Source organism: Enterobacter sp. J49 (genome assembly GCF_002148625.1).
In the GTDB taxonomy this organism is placed as follows: Bacteria; Pseudomonadota; Gammaproteobacteria; order Enterobacterales; family Enterobacteriaceae; genus Enterobacter; species Enterobacter ludwigii.
Window position 1 is genome coordinate 388,089 of record NZ_MWPY01000030.1, and the last position, 18,053, is coordinate 406,141.

The window sequence follows — 18,053 nt, forward strand, 5'->3', positions numbered from 1 at the left end:
CGCAGGTGTTATGGATAAATCAACGTAAACCAGACATCCGACTGAATATTGCCTGGCACGAGGTGTTCGGAAATAGCCCGATAGCGGGCGCTAAAATGAAACGCAAGCTCACTGGTATTCACCGGCAACCAGCTGACGGCCGTTGCGTTCGGGATAATCTGACGTTGTTGTTCGTCAAAAAGAGCCAGCCCGACGCCGCTGCTTATCGGTGATTCACCTGGCCGCGATGTCGCCAGAAAAACCTGCGGATCTTCTGCTGGCGTAACGCCCTGAAACTGGATCCCCACGGTGCGCGAGACATCCACGCTGCAATCCAGCAGCCGCACGGTGAAGGGCACATTGACCGTGGAAAAACTGCCCACACCGGAAAATGAATTGGTTCGGTACTGCCCCATTTCGATGCGCATGTTCTGGCTGTCAGGTGCCACGGCGCAGCCGCCGTTCACCAGCTCACCTCTGAGATGAACTTTGCCGCCGTCGATCACCACGGTATGTGCTGAGGCCTGGCAGGCCATCGCAAGGGTTAACAGCAGTAGTGTTCCGGTCCTTGTCATCCTTCGTTCCTGGCCTTAGCGTATGACGGCCTCTTCCCTGAGGCCTGAACATCCCTGTGCGGAGGAATTACTCGTATTTCATTACGAAAGTGGCGTCAGCGTTTGCCTGGCCTGGCTCGGTGGTCGCAGCCGTTGATTTGTAACGCGCGGTGAAGTTCAGGGTGTTAGTCCCTTCGATCAGGTTCTGCGCGGCAGAGAAGGTTGAACCATCTGGAGTCAGGGTGGTGGATTTGCTGTCGAGGATCTCGATGCCCACGCCCTTCGCGGAGTTGTCGTTGTTACCAGAGGTTACCGCCAGCAGGGTTTTGTCGGTCGCGTCGATCTGACCGGTGAACGCAACTGCGGCCGTTTTCGCAACCAGCGGGTCACAATCATTCAGTTCAATGGTGAACGGAATATTAGAGGTAGTGTCACCCACTTTCGTGAACTTCGCGGTACGGTATTGGCCCAGGTTAACCGTCTGCTCGGAAGAATCAGTATTTACTGAACATGCAGCATTAACCAGTTCACCTTTAAAGTGTACGGTACCGCCATTTACGGTAACCGGAGTGGCTGTATCTTCTGCATTTGCGGCACCCGCAACCAGGGCCAGAGTAGCAATAACAGTAGAAGCAATGTTGCTGAGTTTCATGTCTATTCCTTTAAAATGTAAATAACCCTTCCCGCGAATAATCGGGAATAAGAAATACGTTCAATTGATTAATTGAAAGCTTATTTCGGAGGAGACAAAGTAGCTCATGAATGTATTTTAAAATATGTCAAAACGCTGTCATTTCGCCAGGTCACATCCTAATCCTGCCTAAGAAATTGACCATCCCCTCAGAAGGGTTTTTACGGCCTCCTGATGAAAACTCGCAAAGGGTGACTGACAGCGGCGCTCGCTTCTGACAAAATACAGGCAATCCCCCCTTTCAAACGTTACAGACGGAATCTTCTCTCTGATGGCAGCAAAGATTATTGACGGTAAAACGATTGCGCAGCAGGTGCGCTCTGAGGTCGCGGAAAAAGTGAAGGCGCGTAAAGCTGCCGGAAAACGCGCCCCCGGGCTGGCCGTTGTGCTGGTCGGCAGCAACCCGGCATCGCAGATTTATGTCGGCAGCAAACGCAAAGCGTGTGAAGAGGTGGGGTTCGTCTCCCGCTCTTACGATTTGCCGGAAACCACCAGCGAAGCAGAGCTGCTGGAACTTATTGATACCCTGAATGCCGACAACGCGATCGACGGTATTCTGGTTCAGCTGCCGCTGCCAGCCGGCATCGACAACGTGAAGGTGCTGGAACGTATCGCCCCCGACAAAGACGTTGACGGTTTCCACCCGTACAACGTGGGCCGTCTGTGCCAGCGCGCCCCGCGTCTGCGTCCGTGCACGCCGCGCGGAATCGTTACGCTGCTGGAGCGTTATAACATCGATACCTACGGTCTGAACGCCGTGGTCATTGGCGCATCAAACATTGTTGGCCGTCCGATGAGCATGGAGCTGCTGCTCGCTGGTTGCACCACCACCGTGACCCACCGCTTCACCAAAAATCTGCGTCATCACGTAGAAAACGCCGATCTGCTGATCGTGGCGGTCGGGAAGCCGGGCTTTATTCCGGGTGAATGGATTAAAGAAGGCGCGATCGTTGTGGACGTCGGTATTAACCGTCTGGAAAACGGGAAAGTGGTCGGTGACGTGGTTTACGAAGATGCTGCGGCTCGCGCCTCTTACATTACCCCAGTACCGGGCGGCGTAGGCCCGATGACCGTTGCCACACTGATTCAGAATACTTTGCAGGCATGCGAAGAGTACCACGACGTAGAGGACGCGTAAGATGGCCACATTTTCATTAGGTAAACACCCGCACGTTGAGCTGTGCGATCTGCTGAAGCTGGAAGGCTGGACCGAAAGCGGCGCACAGGCCAAAATCGCCATTGCCGACGGGCTTGTTAAGGTGGACGGCGCAGTGGAAACCCGCAAGCGCTGCAAAATTGTTGCGGGTCAGACCGTGAGCTTTGAAGGGCAAACCGTGACGGTGACCGCCTGATGCTCTCCCCCTCTCCCGTCGGGAGAGGGAACCCACATTCCCCCACACCCATCACGGTTAATTATCGATCGACTTCAAATAATCACTATTTCATCTGTTGAAAAGTGAAAATTCTGTTGCGCGTTTTTCACTCTTTCCCCACGATAAGTAGAACGTTCTACTAAAACGTTCTACTTACAATAACAGCGCCAAAAAAGCGCTACTCGGGGGAAATCAGCATGAGTCTGATATCAGGGTTTGTTAAATCGCTCTCTAAATTATCGATGATTGGTCGCGCGTTAATGCTGCCAATTTCACTGCTTCCCGCTGCGGGCCTGCTGCTGGCCTTTGGCGATAAGTTTCATCTGCCGCTGATGATGAACGCGGGCGGGGTTATCTTTGATAACCTGCCGATGCTGTTTGCCATTGGTTCCGCCGTGGGGTTGGCATCCGAGTCCGGCATTGCCGCGCTCTCGGCGGCGGTCTCGGTGTTTGTCACCAACATCACCATCAGCACCGTCTTGAGTATCACGCCGGAAATGGCGTCTCAGGGCGGCAAATACGCGATGGTGGTCGGCATCCCGACGTTGCAGATGGGCGTCTTCGGCGGCCTGATCTGCGGGATTCTCGCCGCCTGGTGCTATAACCGTTTTCACACCCTGCAGCTGCCAGAGTTCCTCGGGTTCTTCTCCGGGAAACGCTTTGTGGCGATTGCGACAGCGTTTCTCTCTTTCCTGCTCGGCCTGCTGTTGCCGTATGTCTGGCAGCATATCCAGGCGGGCATCGACGCGCTCTCCGTGGTGGTTAATGGCGATAATCAGGCAGCCTCGACCTTTATCTTCGGTCTGGTGGAACGCGCGCTGATCCCGCTCGGCCTGCACCACATCTGGTATCCCTCTTTCTGGTATTCGTTTGGGGATTACACCACCCAGGCCGGTCAGGTGATTCACGGCGACCAGACCATCTGGTTTAAGATGCTCGAAGAAGGGGTCAAATCCTTCAGCAGTGACAGCTACCAGAACGCCGGTAAGTTCATGCAGGGTGAATTCCCGCTGATGCTGTTCGCGCTGCCTGCGGCGTGTCTGGCGATGTACCACGAAGCGCACACCAAAAATAAGAAAATCGCGGCCGGTATTTTGTTCTCTGCGGCGCTCACCTGCTTCCTGACGGGGATCACCGAGCCGGTTGAATTTACCTTTATCTTCGTCGCCCCTATTCTGTACGTCTTTAACGCCATCATGGCCGGTCTGGCGTACATGACCATGTATCTGCTGCATGCGCATATCGCCAAGTCGTTCTCTGCGGGCTTTATCGACTACCTCTCGTTCGGGATCCTGCCGTCATTTAACGGCTACAAAACCAACTTCCTGAACGCCATTATTATCGGCATTCCGATGGGCCTGATTTACTACTTCACGTTCCGCTTTGTGATCCGTCGTTTCGACGTGAAAACGCCGGGCCGTACAGAAGTGACCGCCAGTGCGGACGATAAGTCAGATTCAGAACTCGCTACAGAGATCATCAACCTGCTGGGCGGCGCGCACAACATCGACTCCGTCGGCTCCTGCATCACCCGTCTGCGCCTGGAAGTGGCAAAAAGTGAAGCGGTTGATAAGGACGGTCTGAACGGCCTTGGCGCCCGCGGCGTAGTGTTCGTCGGTGATAACGGTATTCAGGTGATTTTCGGTGCCAGAGCACAGTTTATCGCCCAGACCATGTCCACCATGATTGGCAAATAATAAGATGCCTGAACGACACGTCTCCTGTACGCTGGGGGACGTTGTCTTATCTGGCTGATAATCGGTAAATTTCAGGGAGCGGTTTTGAAGAAAGTCAGCATCATTGATGTCGCAAAGCATGCGGGCGTTTCGGTCTCCACCGTGTCGCTTGTGCTGCGCCAGAAAGGGAAGATTTCAGACGCAACGATCGCGAAGGTCAATGCTGCCATCACTACGCTGGGCTATGTTCACAACGTCGCCGCTGCCAACCTCCGCGCCAACACCTCCAACCTGATCGGCCTGATCCTGCGCGACTTTAGCGACAGCTTTTCCATTAAGGTGATGGCGAGCATCGTCCAGGAGCTGGAGAGACAGGGGTATATGGTTTTCCTCGGCCAGCCGCTGAACGACCATGAACATCTTGAGCGCTGCCTGCTGTCGTTTAAACAGCAGGGGGTCGCCGGCGTTATCTATCTGGCCTCTGATACCCGGGCATCCTCGCTGCCGGAACACATACGCCAGTGCCCGCTGCCGCTGGTGGTGGTCTCTCAGTCCCTGCTGGATGAAAAATGCAATCTGGTGATGCGCGACAATCGCCAGGCGGCGAACCTTGCCGCGCGTTATCTTATCGAGCGCGGACACCGCAACATTGCCTACATTGGGGGTCGTGAAGGCTGCCTTATCCGCGAGCAGCGTCTGCTCGGCTTTCGCAGCGCGATGATCCAGAACGGCCTGGTCTGGCGTGAGGAATACTCGCCTGCGTGTAGCGATGACACGCTGGCCGCAGGTTTCGCCGCCCGCCAGCTGCTGGAAAAAAACAACACCATTACCGCCCTGCTCTGCCACTCGCCGGATGCGATGATCGGCTCCATCTCCGGCATTCATCAGGTGGGGCGCACCGTGGGGAAAGATGTGTTTCTCACCCAGCAGGTCGCGCTGGTCGGTTTTGAAGATATGCTGCACGTGAACCTGACGTCTCCCTCGTTTACCTACGTTTCCTCCGCCAGTGAGGAGACGGGGCGTCAGGCGGCGGGGTTGATCATCCGCAAGTTAAAAGAGCCGGAACTGCAAACACAGCGTATCACCCTTTCCGGGCAGCTTATTGCCCGGGAATCGGCGTAAATAAGACGCTAACACCATCCTCATTGCGCCCATTCGCTGCTATATTTCCCTGCTTTGCCATGGATAATCGCAATGCCTACCGTTATCACCCACGCTGCAGTGCCTTTGTGTCTGGGCTTAGGCCTGGGACGTAAAATCATCCCTCCCCGCCTGCTGTTTGCCGGCGTCGTCCTCGCCATGCTGCCGGACGCCGACGTGCTGGCGTTTAAGTTCGGCGTTGCCTACGGCAATGTGTTCGGCCACCGCGGCTTTACCCACTCCCTGCTGTTTGCCTTTGTGGTGCCGATACTTTGCGTACTGATGGGCCGACGATGGTTTCGGGCAAGCCTGACCCGCTGCTGGCTGTTCTTAACCGTGTCTCTGCTGTCGCACAGCTTGCTGGACTCCATCACCACCGGTGGGAAAGGCGTCGGCTGGCTGTGGCCGTGGTCAGATGAACGGTTTTTTGCACCGTGGCAGGTCATTAAGGTCGCGCCGTTTGCGCTGTCACGCTATACCACGCCCTACGGGCATCAGGTGATTATGTCGGAACTGCTGTGGGTGTGGCTGCCAGGGGTTGTGCTGATGGGGCTGTTGTGGTGGAAGCGGAGGTAAAAGCAAAACGGCAACCCAGTTGCCGTTTTAGTGTTTGCACCCTCTCCCGGTGGGAGAGGGCATCAGCGCGCACCAGAATTATTTTCGACGCCAGGTGGTTCCCTGCGGGCCATCTTCCAGAATGATGCCCATTTCCGTCAGACGGTTACGCGCGGCATCTGCTGCCGCCCAGTCTTTCGCCTGACGCGCTTCCAGACGCGCGTTGATAAGTTGCTCAATCTCCGCCACTTCGCTATCGTCCGCCTGCGCACCGCTTTGCAGGAACAGATCCGGTTCCTGCTCCAGCAGACCCAGTACCGAAGAGAGCTTACGCAGATGGGAGGCCAATGCATTCGCCGCCGCCATATCTTCTGACTTCAGACGGTTAACTTCACGCGCCATATCAAACAGCACGGAATAGGCTTCCGGCGTGTTGAAGTCATCGTTCATCACGTCAATAAAGCGCGCTTCAAACGCTTCACCGCCTGCCGCGGGTACAGATTTATCGGTACCGCGCAGGGCAGTGTACAGACGCTCCAGCGCCGCACGCGCCTGTTTCAGGTTCTCTTCGCTGTAGTTCAGCTGGCTGCGATAGTGACCAGACATCAGGAAGTAGCGCACGGTTTCCGCATCGTAATATTTCAGCACGTCGCGCACGGTGAAGAAGTTGCCCAGAGATTTAGACATCTTCTCACGGTCAACCATCACCATCCCGGAGTGCATCCAGTAGTTCACGTACTCGCCGCCATGCGCACAGGTTGACTGTGCAATTTCGTTTTCATGGTGCGGGAACATCAGATCCGAACCGCCACCGTGAATATCGAAATGTTTGCCCAGCTGTTTGCAGTTCATCGCCGAGCACTCAATGTGCCAGCCAGGACGCCCTTCGCCCCACGGGGAAGGCCAGCTTGGTTCGCCCTCTTTGGACATCTTCCACAGCACGAAGTCCATCGGGTTACGCTTCACGTCCACCACATCAACGCGCGCACCGGCCTGCAGCTGATCCAGATCCTGACGGGAAAGCTGACCGTAGGTAGGGTCAGTCGGCACGGAGAACATCACGTCACCGTTATCGGCCACATAGGCGTGGCCACGTTCGATCAGCTTTTCGGTGATGTCGATAATTTCGTGGATATGGTGGGTGGCTCGCGGCTCGCTGTCCGGACGCTGAATATTCAGGGCGTCGAAATCTTTGTGCATTTCCGCGATCATACGATCCACCAGCGCAACAAAGCTTTCGCCATTTTCGTTCGCGCGCTTGATGATTTTGTCGTCGATGTCGGTGATGTTACGCACGTATTTCAGGTTGTAGCCCAGAAAACGCAGGTAGCGCGAGACAACGTCGAATGCAACAAAGGTACGGCCATGGCCGATATGACAGAGATCGTAAACCGTAATACCACACACGTACATGCCGACTTCCCCGGCATGGATAGGTTTAAATTCCTCTTTTTGGCGCGTCATTGTATTAAAGATTTTTAACATCGAAGATTCCATGTAAACACGTGTGTGGTTGAAAACCGGTTATTCTACCTGTAATTCAAACCTGAAGCAGCACACAATGCAAGGTGATCGCATCCTGTGGTTATGCTATAACAAGCCCCTATAGATGACCCAAACGCGGGTCGACGTACCACAATAACGGAACAGGATGCAAAAATGGTTACTTTCCACACTAATCATGGCGATATCGTAATCAAAACCTTTGATGACAAAGCGCCTGAAACAGTTAAAAACTTCCTGGACTACTGCCGCGAAGGTTTCTACAACAACACTATTTTCCACCGCGTGATCAACGGCTTTATGATCCAGGGCGGCGGTTTCGAACCTGGCATGAACCAGAAAGCGACGAAAGAAGCGATCAAAAACGAAGCGAACAACGGTCTGAAAAACACCCGTGGTACGCTGGCGATGGCGCGTACGCAGGCTCCTCACTCTGCAACAGCCCAGTTCTTCATCAACGTTGCTGACAACGACTTCCTGAACTTCTCCGGCGAAAGCCTGCAGGGTTGGGGCTACTGCGTCTTTGCAGAAGTGGTTGAAGGTATGGACGTAGTCGACAAAATCAAAGCCGTGGCGACCGGCCGCAGCGGCATGCATCAGGACGTTCCAAAAGAAGACGTCGTGATTAACAGCGTGACCGTCAGCGAGTAATTCGTGGCGACACTCTTTATTGCAGATTTGCACCTGCAAACAGAAGAACCGGCGATCACCGCCGGTTTTCTGCGTTTTTTACGCGGTGAAGCGAAAAGTGCCGATGCACTTTACATTCTGGGTGACCTGTTTGAAGCCTGGATTGGCGACGACGATCCCAACCCGCTGCACCGTGAGATGGCGGCTGCCATTAAAGCGCTGGTCGATTCCGGCGTCCCCTGCTTCTTTATCCACGGCAATCGTGATTTCCTGCTCGGCAAGCACTACGCCCGCGAAAGCGGCATGACGCTGCTGCCGGAAGAGCAGGTACTCGACCTTTATGGCCGAAAGGTGTTAATCATGCACGGTGACACACTTTGCACTGACGACATCGGCTATCAGGCGTTTCGCGCTAAGGTTCATACCCCGTGGATCCAAAAACTATTCCTGGCTCTGCCGCTGTTTATCCGCAAGCGGATCGCAGCCAGAATGCGTGCCGACAGTAAGGCCGCCAACAGCGGCAAATCCATGGCCATTATGGACGTTAATCCCCAGGCGGTAGTCAGGGTCATGGAAAAACACCGCGTTCAGTGGTTGATCCACGGTCATACTCATCGTCCCGATGTGCATACCCTTACCGCCAACGGCGAAGCGGCCCACCGCGTCGTCCTCGGGGCCTGGCACAGCGAAGGTTCAATGGTCAGCGTCACGCCTGACGGTGTGGAACTGATCGCTTTCCCGTTTTAACCCGCCAAAAAATCATTCTATTTTTTTGAACAATATCGGCAAATTGTTTCGATTTTAATCAGCCCGTGGTCGGCCTATTATTTATCACATCAGGGCAACACGCCCTATCCCAGATAAAACATTTAAGGAATACGACCATGAAATCCATCAAAACTTTCGTTGCTGTTGCCGCACTCTCTCTGATCTCTTTCGGTTCTTTTGCTCAGAGCGTCAGCGCCACGGCCTCTACCCTTGACCGCGCAGAAGCGAAAATTGCCGCTCAGGCTGCTGAACAGGGCGCGTCTTACAAAATCACCAGCGCTCAGTTTAACAACCGCGTTCACATGACGGCAGAACTGACCAAATAAGACGTCTGCTGACCGTGCCGCCCGTCAAAAGCACATCAAAGCACATCGATGCCTGATAAAACAGACCGCCAGAACGCGGTCTGTTTTGTTATCTCCTGAGAGCCACAACGGCTCAGTTTTTAACCGCGCAACCGTTTTCCTTGCCCCTATTACATGCTATTCTCTGTGCCCTCGAAAGCAGTGTGTTTCGCACCACAGGAGTTTTAAGACGCATGTCTTCCCGCAATAATCCGGCGCGTGTCGCCATCGTGATGGGGTCCAAAAGCGACTGGGCTACCATGCAGTTCACCGCCGAAATCTTTGAAATCCTGAATGTTCCGCACCACGTTGAAGTGGTCTCCGCACACCGTACACCGGACAAACTGTTCAGCTTCGCCGAAAGCGCCGAAGAGAAGGGTTATGAGGTGATCATTGCCGGTGCGGGCGGCGCAGCACATCTGCCAGGCATGATTGCCGCCAAAACGCTGGTACCGGTTCTGGGTGTTCCGGTGCAAAGCGCTGCGTTAAATGGTGTCGATAGCCTCTATTCCATCGTTCAGATGCCGCGTGGCATTCCGGTCGGCACGCTGGCCATTGGTAAAGCGGGCGCTGCCAACGCTGCCCTGCTCGCCGCGCAGATCCTGGCGACTCACGATAAAGCGTTACATCAGCGTCTGGCGGACTGGCGTAAAGCCCAGACCGACGAGGTGCTGGACAATCCGGACCCGCGGGGTGCGGCATGAAGCAGGTATGCGTCCTCGGTAATGGTCAGTTAGGCCGTATGCTGCGTCAGGCCGGTGAGCCGCTGGGTATTGCCGTGTGGCCCGTCGGGCTGGATGACGAACCGGAAGCCGTGCCGTTTCACCAGAGTGTGATCACCGCGGAGATTGAACGCTGGCCACAAACGGCCCTGACGCGCGAGCTGGCGCGTCACAATGCCTTCGTTAACCGCGACGTCTTTCCCATTATTGCTGACCGTCTGACGCAAAAGCAGCTGTTCGATAAGCTCGGGCTGCCGACTGCGCCGTGGCAGCTGTTGTCCGATAAAAGCGAGTGGAAGGATGTATTCGCAATGCTGGGCGATCTGGCAATTGTGAAGCGTCGCGTCGGCGGGTACGACGGTCGTGGACAGTGGCGTCTGCGCGCCGATGACACTCACGAGCTGCCGGACGATTGCTACGGGGAGTGCATCGTTGAGCAGGGCATTAACTTCAGCGGTGAAGTCTCGCTGGTGGGCGCTCGCGGGCAGGACGGCCATACCGTTTTTTATCCGCTGACGCATAACCTGCATCAGGACGGGATCCTGCGTACCAGCGTTGCATTCCCGCAGGCCAGTGCTGAACAGCAGGCGCAGGCAGAAGAGATGCTCTCTGCCATCATGCACGAACTCGGTTACGTCGGCGTCATGGCGATGGAGTGTTTTGTCACGCCGTCCGGTCTGCTGATTAACGAACTGGCACCGCGCGTTCACAACAGTGGTCACTGGACCCAAAACGGGGCGTCCATCAGCCAGTTCGAGCTGCACCTGCGCGCCATCACTGACCTGCCGCTGCCGCAGCCGGTGGTCAACAGCCCGTCGGTGATGATCAACCTGATCGGTACCGATCTGAACTACGACTGGCTCAAGCTGCCGCTGGTGCATCTGCACTGGTATGACAAAGAGGTGCGTCCGGGTCGTAAGGTCGGTCACCTGAACCTGAACGATACCGACACCGATCGTCTGAGCGCCACGCTGGAAGCGATTATTCCTCTCCTGCCGCCGGAATACGCGAGCGGAATTATCTGGGCGCAATCAAAGCTTAAGTAATACTCCTCTGCCGGGGAGTTGACCTTCCCCCTCCCCGGCGTACAATCCCCGCCCATTGCAGCTTAGTTTTCTTCTGGAAAAACCATGAACGATGGAACGGACTATCGCGCGATCCTCGCATCCGATACCCCTTTAATCGACGTTCGCGCGCCGATCGAATTCGCCCAGGGCGCGATGCCTGCGGCAATCAACCTGCCTCTGATGAACGATGATGAACGCGCCGCCGTCGGTACCTGCTATAAACGCCAGGGGCCGGACGCTGCGCTTGCACTCGGCCATAGTCTGGTCGCAGGCAGCACCCGTGAGATGCGCATTAACGCCTGGCGCGAAGCCTGCCTCTCCCACCCCACCGGCTACCTCTGCTGCGCGCGTGGCGGTCAACGCTCGCATATCACTCAGGCCTGGTTGAAAGCGCGCGGCGTGGATTACCCGCTGATCGCAGGCGGCTATAAAGCGCTGCGTCAGACCGCAATTGAGGTAACCGCTGAGCAGGTGCAAAAACCGATGGTGCTGATCGGCGGCTGTACCGGGAGCGGCAAAACGTTGCTGGTGAAACAGCACGCGCAGGGTGTGGATCTGGAAGGGCTGGCACACCATCGCGGCTCGTCGTTTGGCCGCACGCTTACACCACAGCTTTCGCAGGCGAGCTTCGAAAATCAGCTCGCCGTCGTGCTGTTGAAAAAAGAGGCCGCACGCTGGGTGCTGGAGGATGAAGGGCGGATGATTGGTTCCAACCACCTCCCGGAATGCCTGCGAGACCGCATGGTTCAGGCGCCTGTTGTGGTAGTAGAAGACCCGTTTGATGTCCGTCTTGAACGCCTGCGTGAAGAGTATTTCGACCATATGTGGGCGGATTTTTCTGCTGCCTTTGGCGAAGAGGCGGGCTGGAACGCGTACAGCGAATACCTGCACCACGGCCTGTTTGCCATTCGCCGCCGTCTGGGGCTGCAGCGCTTTGCAGACTTTACGGCGCTGCTGGATTCCGCCCTGCAGGAGCAACAACGTTCTGGCAGCACCGACGCGCATTTGCGCTGGCTTACCCCGCTGCTGAACGACTATTACGACCCGATGTACACCTGGCAGCTGGCAAAAAAGGCGGAGAAGATTGTGTATCGCGGAACGTTTGAGGACGTGGCTGACTGGCTCAATCGCTGAATCACGCGCAAAAAAACGGCAACCCAGGGTTGCCGTTTTCATATCGGGGTGACTCCCCTGCTGACTGAACTTAGAAGTCGTAACGCAGACGCACCAGGTTCATGTCGCCCAGGTTATCCGTGCTGGAGGTGAACACGTGTTCGTAATCAACACGGAAACCGTAGTCCAGCTGGACGCTAACACCCACGCCGTTATCGATACGCTGGTAGTTACGACCATTCACGTACTCAATACGGTCACCCATGAAGTAAGGCTGGATGGATTTCACCGCATACTGATCGATTGGGAATTTGTACCCTGCGAAGTATTCAATACCCCATGCATCACCGGCAAAGTAGTTGTCAGTAGACACTTTTTTGGTGGTCAGGAAGTTCTGGTACCAGCCGCCGCCAGCCGAGAAGGTCCAGTTATCCGGCGTCCAGCTCAGCGCGGTACCGAGGATATTCTGGTCGTAAGATTTGCTGTCGCCGTTGTCCGGGTTACGCATGTCCGCGCGGGTATAGTTCCACGCTGCGCCCCAGGTCAGATCGGTGGTCAGGTGGTAATCCAGACCCAGTGAACCGCCGCCTTTACGTTTGTAACGCAGGCCATTGCCCGGCAGGTATTCGCTGTCTTCAAACAGGTAGGATGCATAGATATCCGCATCGCCTACGGTTTTCTTATATTTCAGCATCTTGCGTGAACGATAAGAGCCGTCGTAGTCACCGTTGATCCCGTTACCTGGAGCCTGACCAATCATGTCGTAGTCCCAGATATCGGTTTTCACGCCAACCACATCATAGTAAACGCTGTTCTGTTGACCGAAGGTCAGCGTACCCCAGGTGTCGCTCTTCAGACCGGTGTACAGCATACGGCGAGAGGTGTCGTTAGCACCTTCAGCGTAGTGATTATCCCAGTTGAACAGCGCCGGAATGTTCACACCCAGCTCGTAGTAGCTGATCCAGCTGATGTCATCAAACAGATAGTAATCTGCTGCGAAACGGAAACGGGTGCCGCCGTCGAAGCCATTACGTTTGTAGGAGCCTTTATCGCCGTCGCCCGTCATCATGTTGAACTGAGGACGAATACTGCCGCCAACGGTAAAGTTAAGACGGCTCAGCGGGTTACCCGCCTGAGGGTCTTGTTTAAGAACCGTGATTTCCGCCTGAGATGCGAAGGAGGTCAATGCCACTGCTGCGCCAATTGTTACTGCCAGCGCTGATTTTTTTATAGTCATTATTTTTCCTTTATAGACACGCTGCTAAATATTTAGCAGGTGAATATTAACTGGAAAAAATCTTGCTGTGTGCGCGGGTTTTTAATGTTTTGTGCTACTAAACGCATGGGTATTACCGATTTGTGCTGCTAAATTATTACGCACCAGCAGATAAACCGGTGCGTAATTATCACGGATTTGAACTAACTGGCAAACTGACGGAACAGCGCTTTGCCTTTTAGCAATCGCGTGCCGAGCCAGCCGCCGCACAGCGACAGCAGCACCGCACCGCAGACCGGCAGCGTGAACCACAGTCGCCAGTCAGGCTCCCACGGGAAATCGAAGACCCGGGTCTGCAGCACGGCTAACGCCGTCTCAGCACCCATCGCCGCCACCAGACCCGAGACCAGCCCCAGCAGGGCAAACTCGCTCCACAGCGTGGTGCGCAGCAGTCGCTTACTCGCCCCGAGCGTGCGATAGACCACCAGCTCCTGATGACGCTGCCGCATCCCGACCTGCACCTGGGCCAGCAGCAACAGTACGCCGCAGATCGTCACCAGCACCACCATAACCTCCAGTGCCCGGCTGACCTGCTCCAGCACCTGCCCGACCTGTTTAAGGATCGCGCCAATATCCAGCAGGCTGACCGTCGGAAATTCGCGGTTCAGCCGGGTCAGCATACCGTTGCCGTTTTCCCAGCGGAAACTGGTGAGCCAGCTTTGCGGCTGTCCGTCCAGTGCGCCTGCGGGGAAAATAAAGAAGAAGTTCGGCCGCAGGCTTTCCCAGTCCACCTTACGCAGGCTGGTGACCTTAGCGCTAAAGTCCTGGGTATCGCCGGTAAAAGTCACGCTGTCGCCCAGCCTGACGTTCAGGCGCGTCGCCAGCCCCTCTTCCATCGAGACTTCTCCCGCTTTCGGCGGCCAGCTGCCGGCGGTAATCGGGTTGTGATCTGGACGTTTCTCCTGCCAGGTCAGGTTCAGTTCGCGGTTAAGCGATTCATCCTTGTTTCCCTCCGTGGACTGGCCGTTGATCTGCGTCAGACGCGCGCGGACGATGGGGTAGAACGACTCCGGCACAATCTGGTGTTCCGCCAGGAACGTCTTCAGAGGTGTCACCTGCTCAGGGGCGATATTGATCAGGAAATAGTTCGGGCTTTCCGGCGGAAGCTGCTGTTGCCAGCGCTCCAGCAGATCGCCGCGCAGCACCAGCAGCAGTGCCAGCAGCATAAACGACAGCGAAAAGGCAGACAGCTGACTCAGCGTAGACCAGGGCTGGTGCAGCAGACGGTTCACCGCCAGCCGCACGGGAAGCGACTTCACCGTCAGCTTTTTAAGCACATTAAGGAGCACCCAGCCGACCACACCACACAGCAGCGCCAGCACCACCGCCCCGGCCAGTACGGCCCACAGCAGCGTGCTGCCGCCCATCAGCCAGGCCAACAACCCAACCGAAACCGCAACAATGACAGGAAGATAGAACTTCAGCGGCCAGACGTTGGCCACCACGTCACGGCGCAGCACGCGCAGCGGCTGCGTCGCGAGCAACAGCCGGTACGGGCGAAGCCCCACCAGCACCGAGATCACCATCATCGCGCCAATCGCCCACAGCCACGGCCAGAGGCTGGCCGGTGGAAGTGCGGCAGGCAGTACCGGTTTCAGCATGACCATCAGCAGCTTTTCAAACAGCAGCCCCATCGCCCCACCGGTGAGTGCTGACAACACCAGCAGCATCAGCCACTGGCCGACAATCAGCTTACGCAGCTGGGCGCTGCCCGCGCCGAGGGTTTTGAGGATCGCCACCAGATCGTATCGGCTGCGGCAGTAGTGCCCCATGGCCACCGCCACCGCCGCCACGGCCAACAGCAGGGTTAACAGCGCTGAAAGCAGCAGGAACTGCTGAGAACGTTCGAGAGATTTACCAAGCGCCCCTTCGTCCTGCTCCAGTCCGTACCAGCGGTGCTCTGGTTTTAACTGCGGCAGCAGCCATTTTTCATACGCGTCAAGCTGGGCGGGCGTTCCCGCAAACTTATAGCGCCAGGTGACGCGGCTTCCCGGCTGCACGGCATGGGTATTCGCCACATCAGCGGTATTCATCAGCAAGCGCGGGGCAAGCTGGAACGGGTTAAAGCCGGAGTCAGGTTCCTGAACCACTTCCCCGGCGATACGGAACGTGGCGTCACCCACGTCGATACTGTCACCCGTTTTCAGGTTCAGCAGCGCCATTAAACGTGGCGCCAGCAGCACCGTGCCCGGTTTCGGCTTTAAGCCAGGCGGGCTGGTCTGCAGTTCACCGTACAGCGGGTAAAGGTCGTCGACGGCTTTGACGCTCGCCAGCTGCGGCGTATCGCCGGCAAAGGTCATGGTCTGAAAGCTCAGCTGTTCCCCCACCTTCAGTCCACGCTTACGCGCCTCCTCAAGCCAGCCCGGCGGGACGGGACGCGAGCTTTGCAGCGCCCTGTCTCCGGCCATAAACTCGCGGCTTTGCTGGCTTAACCCTTTCTCCATGCGATCGCTGACGCTGCCCAGCGCCAGCACGCAGGCTACCGCCAGGCTTAACGCCATCCAGACAATCAACAGCGTGGGCGAGCGCCATTCGCGCCAGAACCAGCGGGCAATCATGCTTCCTCCTGCAGTTCACCGTTAACCAGCCGCAGGCGACGGTCGCAGCGGGCAGCCAGTTGCGGATCGTGGGTCACCAGAATCAGCGTGGTCCCGTGTTCGCGGTTGAGCGAAAAAAGCAGGTCGGCAATTTTATCCCCGGTCTTTCGGTCGAGGTTTCCGGTAGGCTCATCCGCAAACAGCACGTCCGGGCGGCCGTTAAACGCCCGGGCCAGGGCCACACGCTGTTGCTCCCCGCCGGAAAGCTGCGCCGGAAGATGGTCGAGGCGTTTGCCCAGCCCTAGTTGCTCCAGCAATGCCTTCGCGTGGGCGCGACTTTCACGGCTGTTCTCGCCGCGCAGTAGCGCCGGCAGTTCAACGTTTTCCAGCGCATTGAGCGTCGGGATCAGCATGAAGGACTGAAAGACAAACCCGATATGACGAGCGCGGAGCGCAGCACGCGCCTCTTCATCAAGCTGATGCAGCGGTTGCCCGACCAGGTTGACCTCTCCACTGCTGCCGTCGTCCAGACCGGCTAAAATGGCCAGGAGCGTGGACTTCCCGGAGCCGGACTCGCCAATCAGCGCAATGGTTTCGGCGCGTTTGACAACGAGTTCAACTCCGGTGAGGATGGAAAGCTCGTGTTCCCCCTGACCGACGGACTTCTTAAGACGATGAACTTCAACAATGTTTTCCGCTGGCATTTGCCCTTCCTGTTTTTAATCCTGATGACCTTCCGCGCGGCGGCAGCGGACACGTTACTGGTTCTCGGTGACAGCCTGAGTGCAGGCTATCGCATGGCGGCCAACGCGGCCTGGCCAGCTCTGCTCAATGACAAATGGCAGAGTAAGACAACGGTTATTAATGGCAGCATCAGCGGTGATACCTCGCAGCAAGGCTTGTCGCGCCTGCCAGCCTTGCTCAAACAGCATCAACCGCGATGGGTGCTGGTTGAGTTGGGCGGTAATGATGGCTTGCGTGGTTTCCAGCCTCAGCAAACGGAACAGACCCTGCGCACGATCCTTAAGGATATTAAGGCCGCGAACGCGCAACCGCTGCTGATGCAAATTCGCCTGCCCGCCAACTATGGACGTCGGTATAATGAAGCCTTTAGCGCGATCTACCCAAAGCTTGCCAACGAGTTTGATATTCCGCTGCTGCCATTTTTTATGGAAGAGGTCTATCTCAAACCCCAGTGGATGCAAGACGATGGGATCCACCCCAATCGCGATGCGCAGCCGTTTATTGCCGACTGGATGGCAACACGGCTGGCCCCTTTAGTTAAACATGACTCCTAATTCAGCGGAGATCCTGACAGGTAAAGTTATGCAAAAATCGGTCTTAATTACAGGATGTTCCAGCGGAATCGGTCTTGAAAGTGCACTCGAATTGAAGCGTCAGGGATATTGGGTACTGGCGGCCTGCCGTAAACCCGACGACGTCGAACGCATGAACGGGCTGGGCTTTACCGGTGTGTTACTGGATTTAGACTCACCGGAAAGCGTGGAACGCGCAGCCGATGAGGTGCTGGCCCTGACCGACAACCGTCTGTACGGTCTTTTTAACAATGCCGGTTACGGCGTGTATGGTCCCCTGGACACGCTCACCCGCGAGCAGCTGGAAAAACAGTTTTCCACCAATTTCTTTGGCGTCCATCAGCTCACCATGCGCCTGCTCCCCGCCATGCTGCCGCACGGTGAAGGACGCATTGTGATGACCTCCTCCGTGATGGGGCTGATTTCAACGCCGGGCCGCGGGGCCTATGCCGCCAGCAAATATGCGCTGGAGGCCTGGTCCGATGCCCTGCGCATGGAGTTGCGTCACAGCGGCATTAAGGTCAGCCTGATTGAGCCGGGCCCTATCCGCACCCGCTTTACGGAAAACGTTAACCAGACCCAGGCGGATAAACCGGTCGAAAACCCCGGTATCGCCGCACGCTTTACGCTCGGGCCGGAAGCAGTCGTCGCTAAAGTGCGCCATGCTTTTGAGAGCGAAAACCCAAAAATGCGCTATCCGGTGACGCTGGTAACCCATGCGGTAGGCTGGTTAAAACGCCTGCTGCCGGGCCGGATGATGGACAAAATTTTACACGGTTGAGTTGAAGCGTCGTCGCTAACCCCCATGT

Annotated in this window: 19 protein-coding genes; 13 read left to right on the forward strand and 6 right to left on the reverse strand. The window is 56.4% G+C overall.

The genetic code is table 11. The features are described from left to right. Positions 1-8: 8 nt before the first annotated feature. Entirely contained in the window at positions 9-554 is a 546-nt protein-coding gene (fimI, locus tag BJP35_RS10680) for a type 1 fimbrial protein subunit FimI (protein WP_020885157.1), read from the reverse strand. Positions 555-621: 67 nt separating this feature from the next. Beyond that, positions 622-1,185, reverse strand: coding sequence for a type 1 fimbrial major subunit FimA (gene fimA / locus BJP35_RS10685; protein ID WP_020885158.1), 564 nt, complete (start codon positions 1,183-1,185; stop codon positions 622-624). A gap of 310 nt (positions 1,186-1,495) precedes the next feature. Here fimA and folD point away from each other — a divergent pair, with 310 nt between their 5' ends. The 5 genes from folD (at position 1,496) to BJP35_RS10710 (ending at position 5,989) form a co-directional block, all read left to right on the forward strand. Beyond that, positions 1,496-2,362 (forward strand): bifunctional methylenetetrahydrofolate dehydrogenase/methenyltetrahydrofolate cyclohydrolase FolD, encoded by an 867-nt coding sequence (gene folD / locus BJP35_RS10690; RefSeq protein WP_014168945.1) that lies wholly within the window; start codon positions 1,496-1,498, stop codon positions 2,360-2,362. A 1-nt stretch (position 2,363) separates the two neighbouring features. Further along, the gene (gene ybcJ, locus BJP35_RS10695; RefSeq protein ID WP_014168944.1) at positions 2,364-2,576 is read left to right on the forward strand and encodes a ribosome-associated protein YbcJ; all 213 of its coding nucleotides are present in this window, start codon (positions 2,364-2,366) and stop codon (positions 2,574-2,576) included. A 218-nt stretch (positions 2,577-2,794) separates the two neighbouring features. Continuing rightward, on the forward strand, positions 2,795-4,294 hold the full coding sequence (locus BJP35_RS10700) for a PTS transporter subunit EIIC (RefSeq protein ID WP_014168943.1): 1,500 nt from the start codon (positions 2,795-2,797) through the stop codon (positions 4,292-4,294). A gap of 84 nt (positions 4,295-4,378) precedes the next feature. Then, entirely contained in the window at positions 4,379-5,395 is a 1,017-nt protein-coding gene (gene malI / locus BJP35_RS10705; RefSeq protein ID WP_086463093.1) for a Mal regulon transcriptional regulator MalI, read from the forward strand. A 72-nt stretch (positions 5,396-5,467) separates the two neighbouring features. After that, entirely contained in the window at positions 5,468-5,989 is a 522-nt protein-coding gene (locus tag BJP35_RS10710; protein WP_040016810.1) for a metal-dependent hydrolase, read from the forward strand. Between the two features lie 78 nt (positions 5,990-6,067). On the opposite strand, the gene cysS is transcribed toward BJP35_RS10710, so the two are convergent. Beyond that, positions 6,068-7,453 (reverse strand): cysteine--tRNA ligase, encoded by a 1,386-nt coding sequence (gene cysS / locus BJP35_RS10715; RefSeq protein WP_020885161.1) that lies wholly within the window; start codon positions 7,451-7,453, stop codon positions 6,068-6,070. Between the two features lie 174 nt (positions 7,454-7,627). On the opposite strand from cysS, the gene ppiB reads away from it, so the two are divergent. From ppiB to mnmH, 6 genes are all read left to right on the forward strand, one after another. Then, positions 7,628-8,122, forward strand: a complete 495-nt coding sequence (gene ppiB / locus BJP35_RS10720) for a peptidylprolyl isomerase B (protein WP_014168939.1) — start codon at positions 7,628-7,630, stop codon at positions 8,120-8,122. Between the two features lie 3 nt (positions 8,123-8,125). Next, positions 8,126-8,848, forward strand: coding sequence for a UDP-2,3-diacylglucosamine diphosphatase (gene lpxH / locus BJP35_RS10725; RefSeq protein ID WP_086463094.1), 723 nt, complete (start codon positions 8,126-8,128; stop codon positions 8,846-8,848). 137 nt (positions 8,849-8,985) lie between these two features. Further along, positions 8,986-9,195: a YdgH/BhsA/McbA-like domain containing protein gene (locus tag BJP35_RS10730; protein ID WP_013095921.1), complete on the forward strand. Its 210-nt coding sequence runs from the start codon at positions 8,986-8,988 to the stop codon at positions 9,193-9,195. 212 nt (positions 9,196-9,407) lie between these two features. Next, positions 9,408-9,917 carry a 5-(carboxyamino)imidazole ribonucleotide mutase gene (gene purE, locus BJP35_RS10735; RefSeq protein WP_041162452.1) on the forward strand — a complete coding sequence of 170 codons (510 nt, stop codon included), beginning with the start codon at positions 9,408-9,410 and terminating at the stop codon, positions 9,915-9,917. Next, positions 9,914-10,981 carry a 5-(carboxyamino)imidazole ribonucleotide synthase gene (purK, locus tag BJP35_RS10740; protein WP_014168935.1) on the forward strand — a complete coding sequence of 356 codons (1,068 nt, stop codon included), beginning with the start codon at positions 9,914-9,916 and terminating at the stop codon, positions 10,979-10,981. Before purE ends, purK begins: the two co-directional genes overlap by 4 nt. A gap of 84 nt (positions 10,982-11,065) precedes the next feature. Further along, positions 11,066-12,136 (forward strand): tRNA 2-selenouridine(34) synthase MnmH, encoded by a 1,071-nt coding sequence (gene mnmH, locus BJP35_RS10745; RefSeq protein ID WP_086463095.1) that lies wholly within the window; start codon positions 11,066-11,068, stop codon positions 12,134-12,136. Positions 12,137-12,206: 70 nt separating this feature from the next. Here mnmH and BJP35_RS10750 read toward each other — a convergent pair whose 3' ends face one another. The 3 genes from BJP35_RS10750 to ybbA form a co-directional block, all read right to left on the reverse strand. Next, positions 12,207-13,352 carry a porin gene (locus BJP35_RS10750; RefSeq protein ID WP_014168933.1) on the reverse strand — a complete coding sequence of 382 codons (1,146 nt, stop codon included), beginning with the start codon at positions 13,350-13,352 and terminating at the stop codon, positions 12,207-12,209. A gap of 182 nt (positions 13,353-13,534) precedes the next feature. After that, positions 13,535-15,949 (reverse strand): putative ABC transporter permease subunit YbbP, encoded by a 2,415-nt coding sequence (ybbP, locus tag BJP35_RS10755; protein ID WP_086463096.1) that lies wholly within the window; start codon positions 15,947-15,949, stop codon positions 13,535-13,537. Further along, on the reverse strand, positions 15,946-16,632 hold the full coding sequence (gene ybbA / locus BJP35_RS10760) for a putative ABC transporter ATP-binding protein YbbA (protein WP_068795147.1): 687 nt from the start codon (positions 16,630-16,632) through the stop codon (positions 15,946-15,948). Before ybbA ends, ybbP begins: the two co-directional genes overlap by 4 nt. On the opposite strand from ybbA, the gene tesA reads away from it, so the two are divergent. Then, on the forward strand, positions 16,603-17,226 hold the full coding sequence (tesA, locus tag BJP35_RS10765) for a multifunctional acyl-CoA thioesterase I/protease I/lysophospholipase L1 (protein WP_025206538.1): 624 nt from the start codon (positions 16,603-16,605) through the stop codon (positions 17,224-17,226). The genes ybbA and tesA overlap by 30 nt on opposite strands. Beyond that, positions 17,216-18,025, forward strand: a complete 810-nt coding sequence (locus tag BJP35_RS10770; protein WP_014168929.1) for an SDR family oxidoreductase — start codon at positions 17,216-17,218, stop codon at positions 18,023-18,025. The genes tesA and BJP35_RS10770 overlap by 11 nt, the downstream gene beginning before the upstream one ends. Positions 18,026-18,053: the final 28 nt, after the last annotated feature.

Coding starts and splice junctions, on each gene's coding strand:
- ybcJ (WP_014168944.1), top strand. CDS start 2,364: ATGGCCACATTTTCATTAGGTAAACACCCGCACGTTGAGCTGTGCGAT.
- ybbA (WP_068795147.1), bottom strand. CDS start 16,632: ATGCCAGCGGAAAACATTGTTGAAGTTCATCGTCTTAAGAAGTCCGTC.
- cysS (WP_020885161.1), bottom strand. CDS start 7,453: ATGTTAAAAATCTTTAATACAATGACGCGCCAAAAAGAGGAATTTAAA.
- BJP35_RS10700 (WP_014168943.1), top strand. CDS start 2,795: ATGAGTCTGATATCAGGGTTTGTTAAATCGCTCTCTAAATTATCGATG.
- purK (WP_014168935.1), top strand. CDS start 9,914: ATGAAGCAGGTATGCGTCCTCGGTAATGGTCAGTTAGGCCGTATGCTG.
- purE (WP_041162452.1), top strand. CDS start 9,408: ATGTCTTCCCGCAATAATCCGGCGCGTGTCGCCATCGTGATGGGGTCC.
- fimA (WP_020885158.1), bottom strand. CDS start 1,185: ATGAAACTCAGCAACATTGCTTCTACTGTTATTGCTACTCTGGCCCTG.
- mnmH (WP_086463095.1), top strand. CDS start 11,066: ATGAACGATGGAACGGACTATCGCGCGATCCTCGCATCCGATACCCCT.
- ybbP (WP_086463096.1), bottom strand. CDS start 15,949: ATGATTGCCCGCTGGTTCTGGCGCGAATGGCGCTCGCCCACGCTGTTG.
- BJP35_RS10770 (WP_014168929.1), top strand. CDS start 17,216: ATGACTCCTAATTCAGCGGAGATCCTGACAGGTAAAGTTATGCAAAAA.
- fimI (WP_020885157.1), bottom strand. CDS start 554: ATGACAAGGACCGGAACACTACTGCTGTTAACCCTTGCGATGGCCTGC.
- BJP35_RS10710 (WP_040016810.1), top strand. CDS start 5,468: ATGCCTACCGTTATCACCCACGCTGCAGTGCCTTTGTGTCTGGGCTTA.
- ppiB (WP_014168939.1), top strand. CDS start 7,628: ATGGTTACTTTCCACACTAATCATGGCGATATCGTAATCAAAACCTTT.
- tesA (WP_025206538.1), top strand. CDS start 16,603: ATGAACTTCAACAATGTTTTCCGCTGGCATTTGCCCTTCCTGTTTTTA.
- BJP35_RS10730 (WP_013095921.1), top strand. CDS start 8,986: ATGAAATCCATCAAAACTTTCGTTGCTGTTGCCGCACTCTCTCTGATC.
- BJP35_RS10750 (WP_014168933.1), bottom strand. CDS start 13,352: ATGACTATAAAAAAATCAGCGCTGGCAGTAACAATTGGCGCAGCAGTG.
- folD (WP_014168945.1), top strand. CDS start 1,496: ATGGCAGCAAAGATTATTGACGGTAAAACGATTGCGCAGCAGGTGCGC.